This is a genomic window from Nocardia sp. NPDC049149 (genome assembly GCF_043197455.1).
Lineage (GTDB): Bacteria > Actinomycetota > Actinomycetes > Mycobacteriales > Mycobacteriaceae > Nocardia.
Genome location: NZ_JBICTD010000005.1, coordinates 347,266 through 367,573, shown reverse-complemented (window position 1 = coordinate 367,573; position 20,308 = coordinate 347,266). Strand labels below are relative to the sequence as shown.

General features: G+C 64.9%; 26 protein-coding genes. 22 read left to right on the top strand and 4 right to left on the bottom strand.

Translation table 11 applies throughout. The features are described from left to right. Positions 1 to 65: 65 nt before the first annotated feature. Positions 66 to 1,718, bottom strand: coding sequence for a purine-cytosine permease family protein (locus ACGFNJ_RS22390; RefSeq protein ID WP_393451298.1), 1,653 nt, complete (start codon positions 1,716 to 1,718; stop codon positions 66 to 68). A gap of 384 nt (positions 1,719 to 2,102) precedes the next feature. On the opposite strand from ACGFNJ_RS22390, the gene ACGFNJ_RS22385 reads away from it, so the two are divergent. From ACGFNJ_RS22385 to ACGFNJ_RS22360, 6 genes are all read left to right on the top strand, one after another. Continuing rightward, positions 2,103 to 3,308 (top strand): lipid-transfer protein, encoded by a 1,206-nt coding sequence (locus tag ACGFNJ_RS22385; RefSeq protein WP_069163643.1) that lies wholly within the window; start codon positions 2,103 to 2,105, stop codon positions 3,306 to 3,308. Positions 3,309 to 3,367: 59 nt separating this feature from the next. After that, positions 3,368 to 3,805 carry an SRPBCC family protein gene (locus ACGFNJ_RS22380; RefSeq protein WP_069163642.1) on the top strand — a complete coding sequence of 146 codons (438 nt, stop codon included), beginning with the start codon at positions 3,368 to 3,370 and terminating at the stop codon, positions 3,803 to 3,805. Further along, complete coding sequence (locus ACGFNJ_RS22375) at positions 3,802 to 4,686, top strand: MaoC/PaaZ C-terminal domain-containing protein (protein WP_393451293.1); 885 nt, start codon at positions 3,802 to 3,804, stop codon at positions 4,684 to 4,686. Before ACGFNJ_RS22380 ends, ACGFNJ_RS22375 begins: the two co-directional genes overlap by 4 nt. A 97-nt stretch (positions 4,687 to 4,783) precedes the next feature. Further along, positions 4,784 to 5,662 (top strand): SDR family oxidoreductase, encoded by an 879-nt coding sequence (locus ACGFNJ_RS22370; protein ID WP_393451290.1) that lies wholly within the window; start codon positions 4,784 to 4,786, stop codon positions 5,660 to 5,662. Positions 5,663 to 5,689: 27 nt separating this feature from the next. Further along, on the top strand, positions 5,690 to 6,949 hold the full coding sequence (locus ACGFNJ_RS22365; RefSeq protein WP_393451287.1) for an acyl-CoA dehydrogenase family protein: 1,260 nt from the start codon (positions 5,690 to 5,692) through the stop codon (positions 6,947 to 6,949). A 115-nt stretch (positions 6,950 to 7,064) separates the two neighbouring features. Continuing rightward, positions 7,065 to 7,922: an alpha/beta fold hydrolase gene (locus ACGFNJ_RS22360; protein WP_393451284.1), complete on the top strand. Its 858-nt coding sequence runs from the start codon at positions 7,065 to 7,067 to the stop codon at positions 7,920 to 7,922. Between the two features lie 32 nt (positions 7,923 to 7,954). Here ACGFNJ_RS22360 and ACGFNJ_RS22355 read toward each other — a convergent pair whose 3' ends face one another. Further along, on the bottom strand, positions 7,955 to 8,674 hold the full coding sequence (locus ACGFNJ_RS22355) for a hypothetical protein (RefSeq protein WP_393451281.1): 720 nt from the start codon (positions 8,672 to 8,674) through the stop codon (positions 7,955 to 7,957). Between the two features lie 87 nt (positions 8,675 to 8,761). Then, positions 8,762 to 9,673 carry an alpha/beta fold hydrolase gene (locus tag ACGFNJ_RS22350; RefSeq protein WP_393451278.1) on the bottom strand — a complete coding sequence of 304 codons (912 nt, stop codon included), beginning with the start codon at positions 9,671 to 9,673 and terminating at the stop codon, positions 8,762 to 8,764. A 117-nt stretch (positions 9,674 to 9,790) separates the two neighbouring features. On the opposite strand from ACGFNJ_RS22350, the gene ACGFNJ_RS22345 reads away from it, so the two are divergent. Next, positions 9,791 to 11,296 carry a recombinase family protein gene (locus tag ACGFNJ_RS22345; RefSeq protein WP_393451275.1) on the top strand — a complete coding sequence of 502 codons (1,506 nt, stop codon included), beginning with the start codon at positions 9,791 to 9,793 and terminating at the stop codon, positions 11,294 to 11,296. A 554-nt stretch (positions 11,297 to 11,850) separates the two neighbouring features. Here ACGFNJ_RS22345 and ACGFNJ_RS22340 read toward each other — a convergent pair. Beyond that, complete coding sequence (locus tag ACGFNJ_RS22340; RefSeq protein ID WP_393451272.1) at positions 11,851 to 12,144, bottom strand: helix-turn-helix domain-containing protein; 294 nt, start codon at positions 12,142 to 12,144, stop codon at positions 11,851 to 11,853. Between the two features lie 121 nt (positions 12,145 to 12,265). Between ACGFNJ_RS22340 and ACGFNJ_RS22335 the strand changes: the two genes are divergently transcribed. The 15 genes from ACGFNJ_RS22335 (at position 12,266) to ACGFNJ_RS22265 (ending at position 20,256) form a co-directional block, all read left to right on the top strand. Further along, entirely contained in the window at positions 12,266 to 12,481 is a 216-nt protein-coding gene (locus tag ACGFNJ_RS22335) for a helix-turn-helix domain-containing protein (RefSeq protein ID WP_393451269.1), read from the top strand. Continuing rightward, positions 12,478 to 12,639 (top strand): hypothetical protein, encoded by a 162-nt coding sequence (locus ACGFNJ_RS22330; RefSeq protein ID WP_393451266.1) that lies wholly within the window; start codon positions 12,478 to 12,480, stop codon positions 12,637 to 12,639. Before ACGFNJ_RS22335 ends, ACGFNJ_RS22330 begins: the two co-directional genes overlap by 4 nt. Further along, the gene (locus ACGFNJ_RS22325; RefSeq protein ID WP_393451263.1) at positions 12,636 to 13,526 is read left to right on the top strand and encodes a ParB N-terminal domain-containing protein; all 891 of its coding nucleotides are present in this window, start codon (positions 12,636 to 12,638) and stop codon (positions 13,524 to 13,526) included. Before ACGFNJ_RS22330 ends, ACGFNJ_RS22325 begins: the two co-directional genes overlap by 4 nt. After that, positions 13,519 to 14,058, top strand: coding sequence for a hypothetical protein (locus ACGFNJ_RS22320; protein ID WP_393451260.1), 540 nt, complete (start codon positions 13,519 to 13,521; stop codon positions 14,056 to 14,058). Before ACGFNJ_RS22325 ends, ACGFNJ_RS22320 begins: the two co-directional genes overlap by 8 nt. Continuing rightward, positions 14,058 to 14,417 carry a hypothetical protein gene (locus tag ACGFNJ_RS22315; RefSeq protein WP_393451257.1) on the top strand — a complete coding sequence of 120 codons (360 nt, stop codon included), beginning with the start codon at positions 14,058 to 14,060 and terminating at the stop codon, positions 14,415 to 14,417. The genes ACGFNJ_RS22320 and ACGFNJ_RS22315 overlap by 1 nt, the downstream gene beginning before the upstream one ends. Next, entirely contained in the window at positions 14,414 to 14,656 is a 243-nt protein-coding gene (locus ACGFNJ_RS22310; RefSeq protein ID WP_393451254.1) for a hypothetical protein, read from the top strand. Before ACGFNJ_RS22315 ends, ACGFNJ_RS22310 begins: the two co-directional genes overlap by 4 nt. Further along, a complete protein-coding gene (locus ACGFNJ_RS22305; RefSeq protein WP_393451251.1) occupies positions 14,653 to 14,811 on the top strand; it encodes a hypothetical protein in 159 nt (52 codons plus the stop codon). Before ACGFNJ_RS22310 ends, ACGFNJ_RS22305 begins: the two co-directional genes overlap by 4 nt. A gap of 1,042 nt (positions 14,812 to 15,853) precedes the next feature. Continuing rightward, on the top strand, positions 15,854 to 16,489 hold the full coding sequence (locus ACGFNJ_RS22300; RefSeq protein WP_393451248.1) for a hypothetical protein: 636 nt from the start codon (positions 15,854 to 15,856) through the stop codon (positions 16,487 to 16,489). 1,096 nt (positions 16,490 to 17,585) lie between these two features. Further along, a complete protein-coding gene (locus ACGFNJ_RS22295; RefSeq protein WP_393451245.1) occupies positions 17,586 to 18,026 on the top strand; it encodes a hypothetical protein in 441 nt (146 codons plus the stop codon). Between the two features lie 334 nt (positions 18,027 to 18,360). After that, entirely contained in the window at positions 18,361 to 18,642 is a 282-nt protein-coding gene (locus ACGFNJ_RS22290; protein WP_393451242.1) for a hypothetical protein, read from the top strand. Further along, positions 18,639 to 19,142 carry a hypothetical protein gene (locus ACGFNJ_RS22285; RefSeq protein ID WP_393451239.1) on the top strand — a complete coding sequence of 168 codons (504 nt, stop codon included), beginning with the start codon at positions 18,639 to 18,641 and terminating at the stop codon, positions 19,140 to 19,142. Before ACGFNJ_RS22290 ends, ACGFNJ_RS22285 begins: the two co-directional genes overlap by 4 nt. 112 nt (positions 19,143 to 19,254) lie before the next feature. Beyond that, positions 19,255 to 19,581, top strand: a complete 327-nt coding sequence (locus ACGFNJ_RS22280; protein WP_393451236.1) for a hypothetical protein — start codon at positions 19,255 to 19,257, stop codon at positions 19,579 to 19,581. Next, the gene (locus ACGFNJ_RS22275; RefSeq protein ID WP_393451233.1) at positions 19,578 to 19,781 is read left to right on the top strand and encodes a hypothetical protein; all 204 of its coding nucleotides are present in this window, start codon (positions 19,578 to 19,580) and stop codon (positions 19,779 to 19,781) included. The genes ACGFNJ_RS22280 and ACGFNJ_RS22275 overlap by 4 nt, the downstream gene beginning before the upstream one ends. Continuing rightward, positions 19,778 to 19,987 (top strand): hypothetical protein, encoded by a 210-nt coding sequence (locus ACGFNJ_RS22270; RefSeq protein WP_393451230.1) that lies wholly within the window; start codon positions 19,778 to 19,780, stop codon positions 19,985 to 19,987. The genes ACGFNJ_RS22275 and ACGFNJ_RS22270 overlap by 4 nt, the downstream gene beginning before the upstream one ends. After that, positions 19,984 to 20,256: a hypothetical protein gene (locus tag ACGFNJ_RS22265; protein ID WP_393451227.1), complete on the top strand. Its 273-nt coding sequence runs from the start codon at positions 19,984 to 19,986 to the stop codon at positions 20,254 to 20,256. Before ACGFNJ_RS22270 ends, ACGFNJ_RS22265 begins: the two co-directional genes overlap by 4 nt. The last annotated feature ends 52 nt before the right edge of the window (positions 20,257 to 20,308 follow it).

Sequence of the window (20,308 nt, the reverse complement as noted above, 5' to 3'; positions counted from 1 at the left end):
CGACTTGCCTCGTAGTCGCCACCGTGCGGGACGCCTTGTCGGCTGCGTCCCGCACGACAGCGCGGTCAGTGCTGCTGGGGGAGTAGGTGATTGCCTACCTTGTCCGTGGACAGTGCCAGCGAGCTGATGTATTGGATCTCGCCCTCGGGTCCAGGTACCGCGGAGGCGATCATGTCGGGGCGTTCGAACTCCAGGCCGGTCACGTGGCAGGTCAAGGTTTCCCCCGACGGGTTGCCGTGCTCGTCGAGCATCGGCAGGTCGATGCCGTCGTCGGTGCGCCGCAGGTAGTACTTGCCCTTGGTGGCGACCGCGGTGAGCGGGGTGGCGACGAACGCGACGACAACGGCGACGATTGGGGAGTAGGGCTTCAGCAGGTCGCCGAAGATCCCGAAGAACGTCATGATCGACAACACCGCCGAGAGCCCGAAGCCGACCAGGCCGACCGGGTTGACGTCGTAGAGCATGCCGCGACGGAACTCCGGCTGCTTGGGCGAGATCTTCAGCAGGTACTTGTTGACCGCGATATCCGTTGCGACGGTGACGATCCAGGCGATGCCGCAGTTGGCGTAGAAGCCGAGAATGTTGTTGAGGAAGTCGAACATGTTGGCTTCCATCAGGATCAGTGCGATCACCAGGTTCACGCCCAAGAAGATCAGCCGGCCAGGGTAGGTCTTGGTGACCCTGGTGTAGGAGTTGGTCCAGGCCAGCGACCCCGAATACGCGTTGGTGACATTGATTTTGATCTGGCTGATGACGACGAGCACCACGGCAAGCGTCATGGCGAGCCACCCCGGCACCATGTCGCGGTAGATTTCCAGGAACTGGTGCACCGGCTGGTTCGCGATGCCCTGTGCGGCAGGCACATTCGCGATCAGGTACACCGCGAGGAACAGTCCGACCACCTGCTTGAGCGCGCCGAAGACCACCCAGCCCGGTCCGGCGAGCAGCATCCAGCTCCACCACTTGCGGGCGTTCTCCGGTGTGCGCGGCGGCATGAAGCGCAGGTAGTCGATCTGCTCGGCGATCTGCGCGATCAGCGACAAACACACGCCCGCCGCCAGCAGCGTGCCGGAAATGCTGACGCCAGAACCGTTTTCACCACCGTAGGCGAAGAACGCGGACACCGAATCGGGGTGACGCACCAGCAGGAAGCCGAACGGAAGCACCATCAGCAGCAGCCACAGCGGCGTCGTCCACACCTGCAGCTTGGCCAGGGTGTTCATCCCGTAGATGACCAGCGGGAAAATGATCAGCGTCGAGGCGAGATAACCGAGCCACAGCGGAACGCCCAACCCCAATTTCAGCCCCTGGGCCATGATCGACCCTTCCAAGGCGAAGAAAATGAAGGTGAACGAAGCGAACACCACATTGGTGATGACCGAGCCGTAATAGCCGAATCCGCTACCGCGCGTGATCAAGTCGAGGTCGAGGTTGTACCGCGCGGCATAATAGGCGAGCGGAAATCCGGTCAGCATCACAACGATCGCGAAGAAACCGATGCCGAGCAGCGCGTTTCCGGTGCCGTGCGCAATGCCGATGTTCGCGCCGATGGCGAAGTCGGCCAGGTAGGCGATGCCTCCGAGGGCCGAGATGCCGACAACGGCCGGGCTCCATTTCCGGTAGCTCCGTGGCGCGAAACGCAGCGTGTAGTCCTCCAGCGTTTCCTTGGCCGCGGCTATCCCGTCGGTATTGAGCGACCGGGTATCGAGCTCGACCACATTTACTCCTCATCCCCGCACAGACAAAAGCAACCGTTCGACCGTCGTACACGGTTGTGGACGGGGAATTTCCGAACCATTACGCGGCTGTTACGTCCGCCGCTGCGGTGAGTCACGTCACAGCAATGCGCCGCGGGTAGGCGTGACCGGCGATTTGTCGAGCTGAGCTGGCGAAACATACACATCCGGCGGTATGTATCGGAGAAGGCGTTACTGGCTGGCTATTCGATAGCTGAGACCCGGGGTACCGACTACAACCTTGCGTACTTACATACATCTCTGTATGTTTGTTTAAGCGCGATCCATCGGGATCGGCGACCGCTGTCCGCTGCGCGGGCGGCATCCGGCGGAGCACGCCGGGCGGGCACTATCTGGAGGAGTTCGATGGCGAACAAGGTCTACGTCGTCGGCGTCGGCATGACGAAGTTCGAGAAGCCGGGCCGCCGCAAGAACGAAGATGGCACCGATTGGGACTACCCGGATATGGCCAGGGAGTCGGGAACCAAGGCGCTCGCCGATGCGGGCATCGCCTACGACCTGGTCGAGCAGGCCTACGTCGGCTACGTCTACGGCGAATCCACCTCCGGCCAGCGCGCGGTCTACGAGCTCGGCATGACCGGCATCCCGGTGGTGAACGTCAACAACAACTGTTCGACCGGCTCGACCGCGTTGTACCTTGCGGCACAGTCGATTCGGGGTGGACTGGCCGACTGCACACTGGCACTCGGCTTCGAGAAGATGCAGCCGGGCTCGCTCGGCTCCACCTGGGACGACCGCGAGCAGCCGATGGCGCGCCACATCATGGCGCTCGCCGAGATCTCCGAGGTGCTGTTCCCGGTGGCGCCGTGGATGTTCGGCGCGGCCGGCCGCGAGCACATGAAGCTGTACGGCACCACCGCCGAGCAGTTCGCCAAGATCGGCTACAAGAACCACAAGCACTCGGTGAACAACCCGTATTCGCAGTTCCAGGACGAGTATTCGATGGATGACATCCTGGGCGCCAGGATGATCTACGATCCGCTCACCAAGCTGCAGTGCTCGCCGACCTCCGACGGCTCCGGCGCGGTGATCCTCGCCAGCGAGGCGTTCGTCGACAAGCACAACCTGGCCGGGCAGGCGATCGAGATCGTCGGACAGGCGATGACCACCGACTACAAGTCCACCTTCGACGAGACCGCCAAGAACCTGGTCGGCTACGACATGACCGTCCAGGCCGCGCGCAAGGTGTACGAGCAGGCCGGGCTCGGCGCCGAGGACTTCCAGGTGATCGAGCTGCACGACTGCTTCTCCGCCAACGAACTGCTCACCTACGAGGCGCTCGGCCTCTGCGGCGAGGGCGAGGCGGGCAAGCTCATCGACGAGAACCTGACCACCTACGGCGGCAAGTGGGTGGTGAACCCGTCCGGCGGCCTGATCTCCAAGGGACATCCGCTCGGCGCAACGGGTTTGGCGCAGTGCTCCGAACTCACCTGGCAGCTGCGCGGCGCCGCCGACAAGCGTCAGGTGGACAACGTCACCGCCGCACTGCAGCACAACATCGGCCTCGGCGGCGCCGCGGTCGTGACGGCGTACCAGCGCGCAGAGCGCTGAGCGGCAGCCGACGCTGACCATCGAACTCGCACAACACATCTCGACGAGGAGCCATTTTCATGGGACACATCGAAGCAACCAAGGACGTCAACGCCACCCCTGAGGCGCTGTGGACCGTCGTTTCCGACCCGCAGACCTGGGACAAGTGGTTCACCATCCACGAGCGCTTCATGGAGGAGCCGCCCGCCGTGCTCACCGAGGGCGCGAAGCTGGTCGCCAAGATCGTCATGCTCGGCATGGCGAACAAGCTGGAGTGGACCGTCGTCTCCGTGCAGCAGCCGACCAAGCTGACCCTCGGCGGCACCGGAATGGCAGGCGTGAAGACCGAATTCACCTTCGACATCCAGCCGAAGGGCGACGGCGGCAGCACCATCCTCGTCTCCGGCGACTTCGAGGGCGCGTTGATCAAGGGTGCGCTCGGCAAGGCGGTCGAGAAGGACGGCCTCAAGCAGCTGGACAAGTCACTCGAGCAGCTCGACGCCCTGGCTTCGGCATGAGTTCGGAGACCACCGCGGCTGCCTCCCGGCTCGTCGAGTTCGACGACGCGGGGCTGGAAACCTGGTGTGACGAGGAACGTTTCGAGGTCACCGGCGAGCGGATCGCCGAATACGCCGCGGCAACCAACGATCCGATCGAGGCGCACCTCGCGGGCACGGTGGCCTCGCCGATTTTCGGCATCGTCCCGGTCTTCGAGGCGATGCTGATGCCGGTGATCGAGGTCGCGCCGATGGACATCTTCGGCCGGGTCGTGCACGGCGAGCAGGACTTCCACTTCCACCGGGCGATCCTGCCCGGCGACAAACTGGTGTCGCGGGCCAAGGCGATCGGCTACACCAGCAAGTCCAAGGGCACGACGATCTCGCTCGTCATCGAATGCCGCACGGAGGCAGGGGAGCTGGTCAACGAGCAGTACCTGACCGCGTTCTTCCGCAACATCGACGCGGGCAAGTCGGTCGGTGTCGAAGCGCCGACACACAAGTTCGACGAAAACCTGCGGGCCCACGATCCGGTGGCGGTCGTCGCCCAGCATGTCGACGACGACCAAACCTTCCGCTATGCACCGGCTTCCGGTGATCCGGTGCCGCTGCATCTGGACGAGCAGGTGGCCAAGGACGCCGGGCTGCCCGGCATCATCGCGCACGGCTTGTGCACGATGGCTTTCGCCTCGTGGGCGGTGCTGACGGAGGTCGCTGGTTCGGATGTGCACCGGCTCGAGCGATTTGCGGTGCGCTTCGCCAAGATGGTGTTCCCCGGCGACGACCTGGAGACCCGCATCTGGAAGGTGGGCTCGGCCGACGGCGTCACCACCTACGCCTTCGAAACTGTCCGCGGCGAGGACGTCGTCCTCAGTGACGGGCTCGCCGAAGTAGCCGACTGAGCTGGTCCGGTGTGCGCCGTGCTGGCGAAAAGTCCTGGCGCACACCGTGACACCGGCGCGACATGCAGCACAGACTTCAGGAGAAGAGGAGACATCGATGGGTGCACTCGAAGGTCGAGTAGCCGTCATCACCGGCGCGGGCCGTGGCATCGGCCGCGAGCACGCCTTGCTGTTCGCGCGTGAGGGCGCGGCCGTGGTCGTCAACGACCTCGGCGGCAGCAACGAGGGCGAGGGATCCGACACCACCCCCGCGCAAGAGGTCGCCAACGAGATCATCGCTGCGGGCGGCAAGGCGGTGGCCAACACCGCCAACATCGCCACCTGGGACGGCGCGAAAAACGTTGTCGATCAAGCGGTCTCCGAGCTCGGCGGGCTCGACATCGTGGTCAACAACGCGGGGATCCTCCGGGACGCGTTCATCGCTGGCATGGACGAGGCGCAGTGGGATGCGGTGATCGCGGTGCACCTGAAGGGCCACGCCGCCGTGTTGCACCACGCGGGCGCCTACTGGAAAGAGCAGAGCAAGGCGGGCAACCAGCCGAACGCCGCGGTGATCAACACCGCCTCCGCGTCCGGCACCACGGTGCCGAATGCCGGGCAGGCCAACTACGGCGCGGCCAAGGCGGGCATCGCCGCGTTGACCCTCGTCGCAGCCGACGAACTCGCCCGCTACGGCGTGCGGGTCAACGCCATCGCGCCGATCGCGCGCACCAGGCTCACCCTGGCCACCCCCGGCATGGGTGCGATGATGGCCGCAGAGGCGGACGAGGTCGAAGAGGGCGGTTTCGATGCCTTCAGCCCGGCCAACATCTCCCCGCTGGTGGCCTACCTCGCCTCGGACAAGTGCCCGATCACCGGCAAGGTGTTCGCGGTGCAAGGTGGGGCCATCTCCGAGCTGGCAGGCTGGCACGACGTCAAAACGATCGAGACCGAGGGGCCGTGGCTGATCGACGACATCGCCGCCCGGCTGCCATGAGCTCGGCGGAACGTTAGGAGAACAACGATGTTCGAATGGTCCGAGACCGATGTGCTGATCCGCGACGCACTGCGGACGTTCATCGACAAGGAGATCCGCCCGCATCTGGACGCGCTGGACAGCGGCGAGCTTTCGCCGTACCCGATCATCCGGAAGCTGTTCAGCGAGTTCGGGATCGACGCCATGGGTGGGGAGGCCGTGGAGAAGTTGCTCGCCAAGCAGCGGTCCAAGGAAGCCGCTCTCGCCGCCGGTGAGCCGTTGCCGGAGAAGAAGGAAAAGTCTTCTGGCGGTAGCCCGTTCGCCGGGCAGGAATCGCTGATGGCGGTGCTGGTCGGCGAATTGTCCGGTGTCTGCATGGGTTTGGTCACCGCGCTCGGCGTCAGCATCGGCCTCGGCGCCACCACCATCATGTCGAGGGGCACCCTGACCCAGAAGGAACGCTGGCTCGCTGACATCGTGACCATGAAAAAGGTTGCGGCATGGGCGATCACCGAACCCGACTCGGGGTCCGACGCCTTCGGTGGCATGAAGACCTACGTCAAGCGCGACGGTGAAGACTATCTGCTCAACGGGCAGAAGACCTTCATCACCAATGGACCGTTCGCCGACGTGATGATCGTGTACGCGAAGCTCGACGAGGGGGACGGTGGCGACAAGCGCGAGCGCAAGGTGCTCACCTTCGTGCTCGACAAGGGCATGGAAGGGCTCACCCAGGGCAAGCCGTTCAAGAAGATGGGCCTGCACGCCTCGCCCACCGGTGAGCTGTTCTTCGACAACGTCCGCCTCGGCCGCGACCGGCTGCTCGGCGAGACCGAAGAGCACAAGGGAGGCGACGGCAGGGAAAGCGCCCGCTCCAGCTTCACCGCCGAGCGGGTCGGTGTCGCGTTCATGGCGCTCGGCATCATCAACGAGTGCCACCGGCTGTGCCTGGATTACGCCAAGAATCGCAAGCTCTGGGGCCAGGAGATCGCCCGCTTCCAGCTCGTCCAGCTCAAGCTGGCCAAGATGGAGATCGCGCGCATCAACGTGCAGAACATGGTGTTCAACACGTTGGAGCGTGGGCGCGCGGGCAAGCCGCCGACGCTGGCCGAGGCGTCGGCGATGAAGCTGTACGCGTCCGAGGCGGCCACCGAGGTCGCCATGGAGGCCGTCCAGCTGTTCGGCGGCAATGGATACATGACCGAGTACCGCGTGGAACAGCTTGCGCGCGACGCCAAGTCGCTGATGATCTACGCGGGCAGCAACGAGATCCAGGTGACCCACATCGCCAAGGGGCTGCTGGCATAACCACAACCGGTCCCGGGTGCGGCACGGCGCGCGCCCGGGATCCGTTGTCTCGCATCGAGAAGCGCCGTTGGCGCCACACTGTGGTGCGATCCGCTGGCAAAGGGGCTACCGGACGATGATCACCGAAACCACCGCGCGCTACGGCGATGTCGGCACCCGAGTCCTCAGCGTCGCAGGGTCCGGCACTCCGATCCTGCTGCTCCACGGCTACGCCGACAGCGCCGACACCTGGCGCGGCGTCCTCACCGCGCTCCACTCGGCAGGCCGTGCCGCCTTCGCCGTCGACCTGCCCGGCTTCGGCCTCGCCGACCCGCGCGGCCCCGGCCCGATGACCCCGCAGTTCGACGCCTTCGTCGACGCGATCATCGCCGACCACGGCCCACTCACCCTCGCAGGCAACTCCCTCGGCGCCGTGACCGCGCTGCACGCCGCCGCCCGCCACCCGGATGCCGTGACCGCCGTCGTCCTGCTCGACGAACCGATCATGGCCAAGCATTGGTTGGCCGTTGTCGGCCGCCTGCACGAGTTCACCCTGTTCTTCCGCCTACTTGCCCTCCTGCCCATCCCGCCCGCGCTCGTCCGCTGGGGCGTCCGCAGCGCGGTAGCACTCTTCATCTCGGGTCCGGGTTTCCGACCGACCCCCGAATTCCTCAGCACCGCAACCCGTTCAGTCCCCGACATGGCTGCCGTAGCCGCCCGCGGCCGCGACGCCGTCCGCTACGCCCGCGAACACCCGTCCGGCCACGGCGCTCTCACCCTCACCTGCCCCGCCCTGGTCGTCCACGGCGCAAAAGACCGCATCATCCCCGTCACCGCCGCCCGCACCCTGCACGCCCTACTACCGGGCAGCGAACTCACCGTCCTACCCGGCGTAGGCCACTGCCCCCAACTCGACGTCCCCGAAAAGGTCGGCAAGCTACTCCTGACCTTCCCCTCCCACCTCGACACCGAACACACCGACGTCGCCTCCTGAACAGCCACAAGGAATTCGACGGTCGGCGTCGGCTAGTGCGGTGGCGGCTGCTTCTTCTGCAGCAACTCGACGACGAGGTCGAGGGTCTGCGAGTTCTGACGTACAACGACGTCCAGCTGACTCACCTGTGACTCGAGTCCGGTTACCTTGGAATCGAGTCGGGTTAACTTGGAGTCGATGTAGGTGACCTTGGTATCGAGGTCGGTGACTTTGGAGTCGAGGTGCGTGACCTTGGAGTCGAGGTCGGTGACTTTGGAGTCGAGGTGCGTGACCTTGGAGTCGAGGTCGGTGACTTTGGAGTCGAGGTGCGTGACCTTGGTATCGAGGTCGGTGACTTTGGAGTCGAGGTGCGTGACCTTGGAGTCGAGGTCGGTGACTTTGGAGTCGAGGTCGGTGACTTTGGAATCGAGGTCGGTGACCTTGGAATCGAGGTGGGCGACCTTGGAATCGAGATGGATGACCTGTGATCCGTTCTGATCCATCTGCGCCGTAAGACCGCAGAGCAGCGATTCCACGCGATCCAAGCGTTGCGTGTGTTGTCGCTGGGCGGCGAGAAGCAGGCCGAAACTTCGACCGCACGTTTTCTCTAACCGGTGCAGTCGCAGACTGTTTCCCCGTACGAAGCATTCGATCTTGTCCGTCTGCTTCTGGATCTTGTCCGTCGTCTCCTTGGTCTCAGCCGCCAGCTCGTACAGCCCGTCGACATCGTCGCGAATTTGGTTGACCCTTCGATCCTCTGGTGTGCTCCCCATGGCGGCAACAGTAGGCCGCTGCCGGAGCGGGATCGAGACCTTTCCTCGATCTGGGGATAACTTGCTGAGCTGTGGATATTCCGTGCGTCAGACTGCGCGGAGGCGGTTGCGGCTGGCGTAGACGTGTTCGGCGATGAGGGTGGCGATCCGGTCCGGTGCCTCGAGCATCGGGACGTGGCCGACGCCGTGGACGACGATGCGGTCGGCGGAGTCGGGGAGCTCTTTGAGGTAGCGACGGGCGTAGGCGCGGTTGGGGATCACCCGGTCGTATTCGGAGAGCAGGAGCCGGACCGGGGTTTGCAGGGTGGACAGGTCTTCCTGCTCGGGTCCGCGGGCGGTGCCGACGATGATCGAAAGCATGGCAGGGCAATTCAGCGTTGCCGTGATAGCGGCGGCGGTGTCGCGGCGGGAGACGGCGGCCGCGTTCTTGCTCAACGGCAGCAACGCCAGTCGCTGGATGACGGGGTTGTTGATCGCGAAACCGCCGAGGCGCTTACCGATTTGGATGACCGGGACCAGCGAAAGGAACTTCAGGCAGGTGCGCAGCTGGGCGAGCGAGGGGATATGCCAGCCGCCTGCGGGTGCGATCAGGGTGAGCGTGCGCGCCCGGCCGCGCCTGGCGAGTTCGACGCCGACCCAGCCGCCGAGCGAGTTCCCGGCGATATGGCAGGTGCGCCAGCCGAGTTCGTCGAGTTGATCCTCGATGCGATCGGCCAGCGCGTGGATGTCGACGGACCAGCCGTCCGCGGGCTCGCCGCCCCAGTGCCCGGCGAAGGCGGGTGCGAACACTTCGCACTGGCTCGACAGCCGGGCCGCGGTCTGTTCCCAGCAGTGCGGCGACAGCATGAACCCGTGTAGCAGGAGCAACGGGTCGCCGGACCCGACATGCAATGCCTTCAGCACCTGAGGCCGGGTCGGCTCGGGTTTGGCCGGAACGGATGCGCTGGTGGCGCGTTTCGCATCGGCCTTGGACTTGGAGGTGTCAGACGACATCGTCATCGCCCCTTCCTGGACGGCGGTGTCCCGGGGGAATTCATCTGACCAGCATTGTACGGTCGTGCGGTGGCCTACATCATCTCGAGAGATACAGTGCGTTAGAGGGTACTATCTGGCGGCATGACTGAACGTGTCAGCGCCGCCAAGCGCGCTCGCCTCCGGGTCGCTGAACAGCTCCGAGTAGTCCTGTACCTGCGTGTGTCCAAGCCGGGCGAGAAGTCCATCGGCGATCAAGAGAAGGTCGCCCGACGCGACGTCGCGGCTCTAGGTGGCGTGGTGGTCGCAGTGTTCTCCGACAAGATGTCGGCCAGCCGCTATCGGCGTGTGCAGGATCGTCCGGGCTTCATCAACACTCAGGATTTCATCAGCAGCGGCGGGGCGGACATGCTGTGGACGTTCGCCAGCAACCGGGCTGCTCGCGATCTGGACGACTATGTTCCATTGCGCCGCTTGTGCATTCAGACCGGCACCCTGTGGCGGTATGGAGGCAAGACGCTGGATCTTGCCAAATCCGCTGACCGCCGCGCGGCCAATGCGGACGCACTGCGGGCCGAGGAATTCAGCGACGATCAGAGCGACGCGATCAACCGCGGCATTCAAGAGGCACTGCAGGATGGATTACCACACGGGCGGCTCGCTCGAGGGTTCCGCATCATCCGCGATCCCGATACAGGCGAGCCGATCAATCGGGAGCCGATTCCAGAGCAGGCGACGGTGATCCGGCGCGCGGCTGAATTGGTGCTCGACCCTGCGTGGTCGGGCTCGCTGAGTCTGGTTGCCCGTCAAATCAACCCGGCGTGGAAGGCTGCTGGCGGCCGGGGCGTGTTCGATCTGCGGACGCTGCGAAAGCTATTGATCAATCCGACCTATGCGGGCAAGAGAACCTATAAGGGTGAAATCGAGCGCGATGGAACCTGGGAAGCGATCCTCACTTTCGAGCAGCACCAGCGATTGTGCGCTGTACTGCGCGACCCCAGTCGCAGGACGCATCGGGGCACGGCACCTACGCATTTGTTGAGCTATATCGCGACATGCGGAGCGACTGTGGACGGGCGCGTGTGCGGCCGTCCCGTGTCGGTGAAGAACCCGCAGAAGGCGCGACCGAACGCTGTGCCCTCATACCGGTGCGGCAAGGGGCATGTCAGCCGCCCGGTAGAGCTGGTGGAACGCCACGTCGAGGAGCTGCTGCTGTCGTTGCTGGAAGATCCCGAGACCCAGCGGAAGCTGATCGCCAAGGACGAGGCCAGCCGCTCGGCGATTGATGCGGAGCTCGCCACGATCGCGGAGTTGCGCGCCAACATAGCGGCCTACGTGAAGGATGCGGCCAAGACGCGCATGTCGGCGCAAGTCGTCGCGGCGTATGTGGAACCACTGGAGGACGACATCGCCAAGGCGCAGGCGCGATTGAAGACGCTGACATCGCCGATAGATCCAGCGCTGGAGGATCTGTTGCGCGCAGACGTCCGCGCGACCTGGTTCGGATCGGGAGGGCGGGAAGGGCTCTCGATCGAACGTAGACGCGCGGCGGTGCGAGCGACGATGTCGGTGGTGATCTTGCCGATGCGCAGCCGCGGCTATCCCGACGACATCGGTGTCGAGGTGGAACCGCTCGGCGCGCTGGCTTAATGGTCACCTGTCCAGTGGTCTTGAAAAGTGCTGTCCGGCAGGATTTTTAGTTGACCAATGTATTGACATGTCCTGGACCTGCTGCGGCGCTGGAGGTTTGCGAAAATGAGACGCTTCGGTCTGAATAAAACGGACCGGTATCCCGGCAAACTGGACCGCCTCCAATGGGTTACAAACTATGATCCCAATCACACAAAGGGCGCGTAACGAAACCGCGTGCACAAACGGAAGCGAGGCTGGGGCAGATGTCTGAAAGGCGACACCGGTGTCAGATAAGCGACACGAGTCGGGCTCGTCACGGCCCGAAAATCCTTGGCCCTCAACGGGACCGGCAAACGAACGACAACGGATAACTGGATCGATGCACGGCCACGTTTCGGCGCGAAGCGTGGAGGGCACCCAGGGGGGAAGCTCGCCAGCCAGTGTCGCCGCAGACCTGCGGGATCAGGATGCGACGCGGCTCGTGGAGATCTTCGGGCAAGAGTTTGTGGCGCGCTTCTGGACTGATCGGCCGACGGTGTCGGATCTGATCGTCGCGGCGGTGTGGCTGGGTATCAACCCGGTTGCGATGTGGGCTTCGATTCCTCCTGCTGAGGATCGACCCCCTCGATATCCCTGAGGGCGAGCTTGACGAAGTCGAGGACGCTCAGGTTGAGCGCCGAGGCGAGTTTCACTAGTTGCTGTACGTCGGGTGAACGCTGTCCGTCTTCGAAACGCTGGATCGTCTTCTCGGCTACGCCGCTGAGTTCGCGCAGTTCGAGGCGGGTCAGTTTGTTTCGGTGGCGTTGGGCAAGAAGCTCGGCCCCTATCGCCCGGTCGATTGCCAGGGCGAGCGCTTCGGTGTCCATTGGCCCATTTTGGGTCCATACGGTCCAAAGGTCAATCTGAGGCTAGACCTCTGTCATTCAGTGACCGTAACCGTGGGTTCGCTACTTGACTCTGGTCCGTTCGGTCCATAGGTTGGACCGTATGGACCAATGCGATCAGGCTGCAGCAGCGGCCGTTCTCCGCGAAATGTCCTCGGCGGGCGTCAGTCTAGACGAGCTAGCAGCGAAAACCGGGTTGAACAAGAAGACCCTGTGGAGGCGTCTGACCGAAGGATCTTTCGAGGTCCGTGAACTGGGCCTGATCGCGAACGTTTTGAACTGCACCACCGCTGACCTCGTCGCGGAGGTCGCAGCATGAGCGCTGGTAACCGTCAGGCTGTCGACCCCGCTATGCAAGCCTGGGTCGATCGGCAGAAGGCGAAGTTCTCGCCCGCCGATTTGGATCGCGTGGTTGTCCTCTGGCGTAGCTGGGATCGCGAAGACCGCGCCACGCGCGGCCAGCGAGGTGCGGCATGAGCGGCGACCTGAGGATCTCCGACATCATCGTCGGCGAACGCGACCGCCAGGACCTCGGCAATATCGCGGAGCTGGCCGCCTCGATCGAGTGCGTCGGCCTTCTGCATCCAGTCGTGATCACCGAGGACGGAGAGCTGGTCGCGGGCGATAGGCGGCTCGCCGCTGCGAAACATCTTGGCTGGGAGTTCATTCCGGTCACCGTCGTATCGCTGGAGACGGCCGCTGACGTATTGCAAGCCGAGGCCGATGAGAACACCTGCCGCAAAGGGCTGACGCCATACGAGGCATCTCGGGCACGTGAGCGGCGAGCAAGGCTGCTGGCTCCGAAGGCTGCCGAGCGGAAGGCGCATGGCGCAACCGCGCCTGGCAAGCCGAAGGTGGAGAACGCTCGTACCAACTTGGTACCAGCGTCTCCGGCCGCCACGAAGACGAAGAACGTCGCGTCTGCTGGGACCGGATACTCCGGCTCGACGCTGGACAAGGTCGACAAGATCCGCGACGTCGCCGAGCGTGGCGTCATCAAGCACGGCAAGGACGAGATCCCCGCTCCCGCACCAGTTGTCGAGATTGCGCGCAAGGCGCTGGAGAACGTCAAGCAGACCGGCGCAGCGGTCGATCGTTCATCACGGGACTTGAACGATGCCGTCGAGTCCTACGTCGGCGTGGACCCGAATGTCCAGCGCGCGAAGCTCGCCAAGAAGTTCTCCGACGCCATGGGCCGTGCCATCGAAGTAATCCAGTTCAACCCCGAACACGTCGCAGCAGTGCTCGAACAGGGCGAATGGCAAGACCTGGAGCGCGAGTTCAAAGCGCTTGCCGAGTGGTGGAAGACCCTCAAATCCCAAAAGCCGCAAGGACTTCGACTGGTCGGAGGACCCAATGTTTGAGATGCGATACCTCTCCAACGAGGAACGCGAAGAGTACGACCGAATCTTCTATGACGCCACCCATGACGACTCGGGTGCCGCACGACCGACTCGGGAGTTCGGGCACCGCTTGCGTGAAGGGCTGGAAGCCGCGCTGGCAACCGGCCGCAAGTGGCCGCAGTGGCTGCTCGATGAACTTGTGGAGTCCGGCCTGAAGCGCCGTGGCACCGAGTGGTTGAAGCAGTCGGAGTTCGTGAACGTCACCGATGGCGAGTCGGTTGTGGTGAAGAAGTCTGCGCGGATGGGCATCATCCGCCCGCTCGCCGAGGACGGCGACCGTGCGTATCAGCAGGTGCTCTGGCAGGACATGAGCACCCGCGAACTGCTGCAGGTGATCCGAGCCGCCAACGGCCGTCGGAAGGCGGAGGGCATGAACATCGCCACCGCAAAGCGCCTGTTCGATCTGTGCGAGAAGCACGGCGTCGACCTGGTCTCCGATGCACTGAAGCTCGAAGGCGTCGCGCTCGATGAGTTCCTGCGACGGGAAGCGTAATGAGCAACTTCTGGGACCTGCGCTGCCGAACATGCTCCGCCACCTGTGATCTCGACTGGAACAACGGCGGCGATCAGATCCAGCAGCTGATCCCTCTGCTGCCCGATATCGCGAGGATGCGGCCCGTCGAGAACTTGTTGTCGGACAGGCGCGTCGATTTCGCCTTCCCGTTCGGCCTGCTGCAATTCGCTGAACGCCACCACTCCCATGACTTGACCGCGATCGACCAGTACGGCGTCGAGCACGGCGGCTGTATCCATCACTACAGCTGCGCCTGCTGCAAGAGCCGGATGCTGTGTCAGCTGGCCCGCGGTCATGAGGGTGAGTGCGGTCCGTTCCCGGGCGGTGGCGAGTCATGACCCGCCTTCGTGGGTATGTGGCCACGCTCGCCAAGGCAGTGAAGGCAGCGCCGCTACTGGCCGTGGCCGGAGTCTCGGTCGTTGGCGCTCTGTACCTCACGGGCTACGTCAGCGTAGAGAAGTTCCTTGCGTCGGTGTGGGTGGCCTACGCCGTGACCTGCTTGTCGATTGTGCTGGTGTTGCTGGGTTGCGTGGCCGAGTGGCTGAGCGATCGGCGGCAGCGTCGGGGGCGGTCATGATCGCTGTCGTTCTCGTGCTGGCGATGGCCGCGATAGGTCTTGTCGTGTCGGTGGCCATCATCCTGGCCTGCCTCCAGGGATTGTCCGACATCGCCCGTCTGCGAATGGAACTCGCGATCTATGAGACGTGGCTGCGGGAGAGGTGGCGGTCATGACCATCCTGCTGATCGTCTTCCTTGCCTGCGTGGCGTCGGTGCCGCTGGCACTGCTTGTGGCCCGCGCAATCCACAAGAGCGGTGACTCATGAACCATCCCATCGTCCTGGTCGCGGTCAATATCTTGGCGCTCGCGTTCGTCGTGGGCTTCGCATGGTGGTACAGGCCGGGCCGCGCCGGTGCCCTGATCCGGCGGCCATGGGCGGCTATCGCGTCGACAGTCCGGACGGTCGCCCGTGACCTGTCCTGTACCACCTATGACCCCCTCGGCGGCAAACCCTCATCACACTGTGCCGCCGAGGGCAGTTCCCCCGATGTGTCGTCCTCGCCTTCTGGCGAAGGCCGGGACGACGTGCAAGACATCGAGGGAACAGGGACGCGTCCTGGTGACGAGATCCGCAGGATTCCCCCTGCTGCGTCGTATCCGCACCAGGGCGCGTCTCGACCTGAAGGCGAGCCGTCATGAACATCGGCGGCAAGGCAACGGCAGGCACGTCCTGGCGGGGCCGGGCCAGGCTGGGTGGGGCACGGCGGGGCGGGGTTAGGCGCGGCATGGCAGGCGAGGTTCGGCGTGGCACGGCTTGGCGGGGCATGGCAGGGCCCGGTCCGGCTTGGCAGGCATGGCACGGCAGGTCCGGTCGGGTCAGGGCTTGGCATGGCGCGGCAGGCATGGCGCGTTCGGGCAGGGCGAGGCAGCGCGCGGCGAGGCAGGGCCTGGCAGGCACGGCGCGGTTTGGTCTGGCACGGCGTGGCCCGGCTGGGCGCGGCATGGCAGGCATGGCGTGGTTCGGCTGGGGACGGTACGTCTCGGCAGGGCAGGTGGGGCACGGCAAGGCAAGGCCTGGCAGGGCAGGGCAGGCGGGGTACGGCCCGGCAGGTCTGGGCATGGCGAGTCTGGGCGAGGCACGGCAGGCCCGGCGTCGTTTGGCGGGGAACGGCTGGGCGGGGCGGGGTTTGGCAAGGCAGGCATGGCGCGGAAAAAGGCCGCCGGGGCGGAATCCCGACGGCCGTTCACACAACCAATTCACCAGGAGTGTAACTGATGTCTGAGCGCATCGAAATCAACAGGATCGGTACGACAACAATGGTCGTGCCAATTATCGGGACAGCGCCGTTGATTGTTCACAATTTCAGCGAAAAGAGTAAACGTCAGATGCTGGAGGCGCAGCAGGGCAAGAAGTCTCCCAAGGAGGTTCGCGATCCGCAGGCCGAGTATGAGGCCGCGTTCTATCGAATCGCTGCCGAAGATGGCGGTCCAGATCGGTACGGGTTTCCGATCACTGCGGCGAAAGCCGCCACTATCGGAGCCGCACGATTTTACGGCAAAGATGTGAGTATGACCAGCTTGAGGCAGTTTTTGTTTTTTCATGGTCGGTTGACCAAGGCCGATCCGCAGCAGCTGTTCGAGATTCACGGCGAACCGGAAATGCGTGAAGATGTCGTTCGCCTCGGCGGCATGGCGCGCTCGGCGGATCTCCGCTACCGGCCAATGTTCCCGGAATGGACGGCCGAGCTGAAGATTACATATGTCACCAGCAGCCTGTCTGAGTCGTCAGTGCTTTCTTTGGTAGACGCAGGCGGCCTCGGTATCGGAATCGGCGAATGGCGGCCAGAAAAGAAGGGCGAATTCGGCACCTACCAGATCGATGAATCCAGGGACATCGAGGTTCTGCGGTGACCTCGGCAGGCATGGCAAGGCAGGGCAGGGCTTGTCCGGGTAGGGCGAGGCCTGGCTCGGCGAGGCTGGCACGGCAAGGTCGGGCTAGGCCAGGCGTGGCGTGTCCTGGCGGGGCAGGTCCCGGCGTGGCAGGCGCGGCTTGGTGGGGCACGTCTAGGCCGGGCCCGGCGTGGCATGGCGCGGCGAGGCAGGCTAGGCGAGGTTTGGCCCGGAGTGGCGCGGCACCGCACGGCTCGGCAAGGCAGGCGCGGCACGGTTCGGCTCGGCTGAGCCTGGCGTGTCTCGGCATGGCCAGGCTTGGCACGGCAGTCCTGGCTCGGCAAGGCGGGGCGGGGCGGGGCATGGCAAGGCCTGGCCTGGCGCGGCAGGCATGGCACGGTGCGGCACGGCGCGTTGAGGCAAGTCTCGGCGGGGCACGGCAGGCTAGGCGGAGCTCGGCGCGGTTTGTCGTGTCATGGCTCGGCATGGCAGGGCAGTCAAGGCGTGGCATGTCGGCGCAAGTCTCGGCTAGGCGGGGCAGTCCTGGCTTGTCCTGGTGTGGCTCGTCTCGGCTTGGTACGGCGAGGCTCGGCAGTCAAGGCGAGGCTCGGCATGGCGGGTCAGGGCTCGTCTCGGCCCGGCAGGCTGGGCATGGCACGGCATCGCTGGTCCCGGCAGGGTTCGGCTGGGCGCGGCATGGCGTGGCAGGCACGGTTTGGCTTGGCTCGGCGGGGTTTGTCACGGCGGGGCTCGGCCAGGCACGGCAGGCACGGTCGGGCGGGTCGGGGCAAGGCGTGGTTCGGCTGGTTGCGGCTCGGCTGGGCAGGCTCGGCTTGTCCAGGTTTGGCTCGGCGCGGCAAGGCTTGTCTCGGCGCGGCAGCTTCGGCGAGGCTTGGCCCGGTTCGGCATGGCAAGGCAGAGCGCGGCTTGGCAGGCTTGGCTTGGCGCGTTGGGGCTGGTCCCGGCGCGGAGCGGCGCGGCCTGGCAGTCAGGGCACGGCTTGTTCCGGCATGGCGGTGCGAGGCTCGGCACGGCAGGCAAGGCTGGGCGGGTCCCGGCTTGGCGTGGCCTGGCGCGGCGCGGCTGGCGCGGCGACTTTGGGACAGGCGGTGGCCGCATGAGCCTTCGCCTGTCCCAGCAACAGCTACATCAGCAGCTGCTCGAGATCCGCGGCTCGCGTGGCCGACTCCTGCCCGAGGATGTTGTCGACGCAGCCCGCGATGAGGCCAGCCCGTTGCACGGCAGGTTCGAGTGGCGCGATGACATTGCGGCAGAAGCGTATCGGCGCGATCAAGCGCGTGAACTGATCCGCAGCGTGCGATTGGTCTATGCCGAGTCGGTCGACGGCGAGGAGCGCCGCGTCCGCGCCTGGTCGGCGCTCACCGATGCCCCAGAGCGTGGGTATCGGCCGACTGAGGAGCTCTTGCAGGACTCGTTCGCCTCGAAGCTGTTGCTTCGGCAGGCCGAGAGAGAACTGAAGGCGTTCAAGGTCAAGTACGGGCACTTGAGGGAGTTCGCGGATCTCATGGCCGCGACGCTGACGGATGGTGCCGCATGAGTACCGCTATCGAGGCGTTGCAGCTGATCGCCGACCGGGGATGCGTGTGCGGTGGCGCGTCCTGCCGTCACCTGAAGTGGTTGCCGCACAAGGATTGGTGCTCGCCGTGTATCGCGGCGGACGCCCTCTATACCCCCTCGTCTCCGGAGAGCGCCTCTCCCGGTCCCGAGGTGTCAGCACACCCCGGACCGTCACGTGATGGTGATGCGTCCGGTCCGGGGTGTGTTCCAAACATTTCCACCTGATAGCGCACCCAGCGTCAGGAGGAAACAGGAAAGCCGTCGGGTGCCCGCCCAACGGCTGCAAATAGTGATTGCAAGAAACAGGTTACCCAATGCCCACAACAACGAACACACGCGGAATCGCCCGGCCGATGTCGGGCCCCGCCTACAACGACGACGGCGACGTGATCGACCTCGCCCACTGCTATGAACTCAACCCGCCCTGGCATCACGGAGGCCGCACTATCCGATACGCGATGGTCACTATCGGCGCGATCTGGGGATGTGACGCGCTCGGACATCTGACCGGGTACGGGCATCAGCTGGGTAAGCGGCACGGGGTCAACACACCTGAGCAGGATTTGGCGCTGCTCGGATACCCGGTGGAGCGATGAGCCCCACCGTCTACTACGAGGTCAACGGCGAGCCGGTCCCCGCGACCGAATGCGACTGGGTTCTCATCGCCCCGTGCGGCTGCGAGTGTGGCTGGTCGCTGGCCCGCTACAGCAAGAACGAGGACGAGGCGTTCACGCGATCGGCGGCTGAGCGTAAGCGTGACAAGAAGCTCGGCTACAAGGTGATCGTCAAACGTCACCGTGACATCTGCACGGACGACTGCACCCATGATCCGAAATGGGGTGTCGCGCCTCGGCCGCAGCCGGACGGGCATACCTGGGCAGCCAAGCACGAAGGCCGTGTTCTTCACTTGGTGCCGATCGTGATCGAGAAGGACTCGTCTTCGGCCTACCAGCGGGAACCCATCTCCTCGCGGTGCGGGCGGGCGGACGCGCGCACCTGGTCGACGACGTGGTTCAGGACGAAAGGCCTCGTCGAGTGCACGGCGTGTGAGGTCGAGGCCAAGCGGATGCTCGCCGAGGCGGGGACGTCGTCATGAGCGCCATCCTCGAATACTTGACTGCGGTGATGACCGAGAACGTCAAGGGCACAAGGGCGTTCGACGTCGCATGGATGGTCTGGAAGCTGCTGAGCGGGCTGGAGGAGGCCGTATGACCAGCCTTCACACCGTCGTCATCACCGGCGACGAGGACGCCCCGCAGATCCAGTTCACCTGCCACGGGGACCGCACCTCCGAGTGTCACAGCTACCCAGATTGCCAGTGCGAGACCTGGATCCGCGGCAATCACGAGCACCCGTTCGCGCCGCATGACGACTGCTGGATGAAGTCGTTCTTCGACAACGCCGATAGCGGCGGGGTCGCGCCGCCGCCCGAATGCTTGGCGGACGACGGCGTCGAGCTCGGCGCATCCGGACCGATCGAGGCCCACTTCAACGGTGAGTACATCGAATGGGAATTCATCGAGGCGACGCCATGACCAAGCATGGATGGTTCGTCCTGGTGCGCGGCCTTGAAGGCGCGAATCAGTGGGAGTGCGCCTACACCACGATGTTCGACACCAAACGGTCGGCGCGTCGGATGCTGCGTGACTACCGGCGGGGCAACCCCGACGTCGGCCTGTCGTTCTATCTCGCCAAGGCGCGCGTTGTACCTGCCCGCCTGGAGGTGACGCCATGACCGGCCTGCATCTGCCTCACCCGCACATGCCGCATCCGCACCTGACGAGCAGGTTCATCGGGCACGCCGTCGAGGGCTTCTGGGAAGGCATGTTCCACCACCACCGCCCACTTCCCGAGCGCGAGGTGGCTCCTGCCCGGGACTGGGACGACTGGCATCACCCTGACGGATCCGGCTACGCCGCCGACGGAAGGAACGAGCGATGAGGGTCGAGTTCGTGGATCAACTGCCACCCAAACGCCCCGGTCGCGGGTCCGATGCGTTCATGGAGGAGTTCGCTGCCGCGCTACGCCGACGGCCGGGGGTGTGGGCCAAATGGCCGACACCCATCCAAGCGTCAACAGCCGGTGGCTACACGACGAAGATCCTCAAGGGCGTCTTCCCTGCCTTCCCGTCCGGGTTTGACGCGACCTCCCGCAACGGCCAGCTGTATGTCCGTTACGTCGGCAGGCGGGTGGCTGATGGGCGCGCATGAGTTCACATTCCTGGACGAGCTGCCCGCCTTCTTCGTCCGCTGCGTCGATGGA

Bases quoted from the DNA above. Each gene is read 5' to 3' on its own strand.
- ACGFNJ_RS22290 (WP_393451242.1), top strand. From the start codon at position 18,361: ATGCCCACAACAACGAACACACGCGGAATCGCCCGGCCGATGTCGGGC.
- ACGFNJ_RS22385 (WP_069163643.1), top strand. From the start codon at position 2,103: ATGGCGAACAAGGTCTACGTCGTCGGCGTCGGCATGACGAAGTTCGAG.
- ACGFNJ_RS22375 (WP_393451293.1), top strand. From the start codon at position 3,802: ATGAGTTCGGAGACCACCGCGGCTGCCTCCCGGCTCGTCGAGTTCGAC.
- ACGFNJ_RS22325 (WP_393451263.1), top strand. From the start codon at position 12,636: ATGAGCGGCGACCTGAGGATCTCCGACATCATCGTCGGCGAACGCGAC.
- ACGFNJ_RS22265 (WP_393451227.1), top strand. From the start codon at position 19,984: ATGAGGGTCGAGTTCGTGGATCAACTGCCACCCAAACGCCCCGGTCGC.
- ACGFNJ_RS22270 (WP_393451230.1), top strand. From the start codon at position 19,778: ATGACCGGCCTGCATCTGCCTCACCCGCACATGCCGCATCCGCACCTG.
- ACGFNJ_RS22295 (WP_393451245.1), top strand. From the start codon at position 17,586: ATGAGCCTTCGCCTGTCCCAGCAACAGCTACATCAGCAGCTGCTCGAG.
- ACGFNJ_RS22345 (WP_393451275.1), top strand. From the start codon at position 9,791: ATGACTGAACGTGTCAGCGCCGCCAAGCGCGCTCGCCTCCGGGTCGCT.
- ACGFNJ_RS22370 (WP_393451290.1), top strand. From the start codon at position 4,784: ATGGGTGCACTCGAAGGTCGAGTAGCCGTCATCACCGGCGCGGGCCGT.
- ACGFNJ_RS22300 (WP_393451248.1), top strand. From the start codon at position 15,854: ATGTCTGAGCGCATCGAAATCAACAGGATCGGTACGACAACAATGGTC.
- ACGFNJ_RS22360 (WP_393451284.1), top strand. From the start codon at position 7,065: ATGATCACCGAAACCACCGCGCGCTACGGCGATGTCGGCACCCGAGTC.
- ACGFNJ_RS22310 (WP_393451254.1), top strand. From the start codon at position 14,414: ATGACCCGCCTTCGTGGGTATGTGGCCACGCTCGCCAAGGCAGTGAAG.
- ACGFNJ_RS22280 (WP_393451236.1), top strand. From the start codon at position 19,255: ATGACCAGCCTTCACACCGTCGTCATCACCGGCGACGAGGACGCCCCG.
- ACGFNJ_RS22330 (WP_393451266.1), top strand. From the start codon at position 12,478: ATGAGCGCTGGTAACCGTCAGGCTGTCGACCCCGCTATGCAAGCCTGG.
- ACGFNJ_RS22305 (WP_393451251.1), top strand. From the start codon at position 14,653: ATGATCGCTGTCGTTCTCGTGCTGGCGATGGCCGCGATAGGTCTTGTC.
- ACGFNJ_RS22380 (WP_069163642.1), top strand. From the start codon at position 3,368: ATGGGACACATCGAAGCAACCAAGGACGTCAACGCCACCCCTGAGGCG.
- ACGFNJ_RS22315 (WP_393451257.1), top strand. From the start codon at position 14,058: ATGAGCAACTTCTGGGACCTGCGCTGCCGAACATGCTCCGCCACCTGT.
- ACGFNJ_RS22275 (WP_393451233.1), top strand. From the start codon at position 19,578: ATGACCAAGCATGGATGGTTCGTCCTGGTGCGCGGCCTTGAAGGCGCG.
- ACGFNJ_RS22285 (WP_393451239.1), top strand. From the start codon at position 18,639: ATGAGCCCCACCGTCTACTACGAGGTCAACGGCGAGCCGGTCCCCGCG.
- ACGFNJ_RS22350 (WP_393451278.1), bottom strand. From the start codon at position 9,673: ATGACGATGTCGTCTGACACCTCCAAGTCCAAGGCCGATGCGAAACGC.
- ACGFNJ_RS22355 (WP_393451281.1), bottom strand. From the start codon at position 8,674: ATGGGGAGCACACCAGAGGATCGAAGGGTCAACCAAATTCGCGACGAT.
- ACGFNJ_RS22320 (WP_393451260.1), top strand. From the start codon at position 13,519: ATGTTTGAGATGCGATACCTCTCCAACGAGGAACGCGAAGAGTACGAC.
- ACGFNJ_RS22365 (WP_393451287.1), top strand. From the start codon at position 5,690: ATGTTCGAATGGTCCGAGACCGATGTGCTGATCCGCGACGCACTGCGG.
- ACGFNJ_RS22335 (WP_393451269.1), top strand. From the start codon at position 12,266: ATGGACCAATGCGATCAGGCTGCAGCAGCGGCCGTTCTCCGCGAAATG.
- ACGFNJ_RS22340 (WP_393451272.1), bottom strand. From the start codon at position 12,144: ATGGACACCGAAGCGCTCGCCCTGGCAATCGACCGGGCGATAGGGGCC.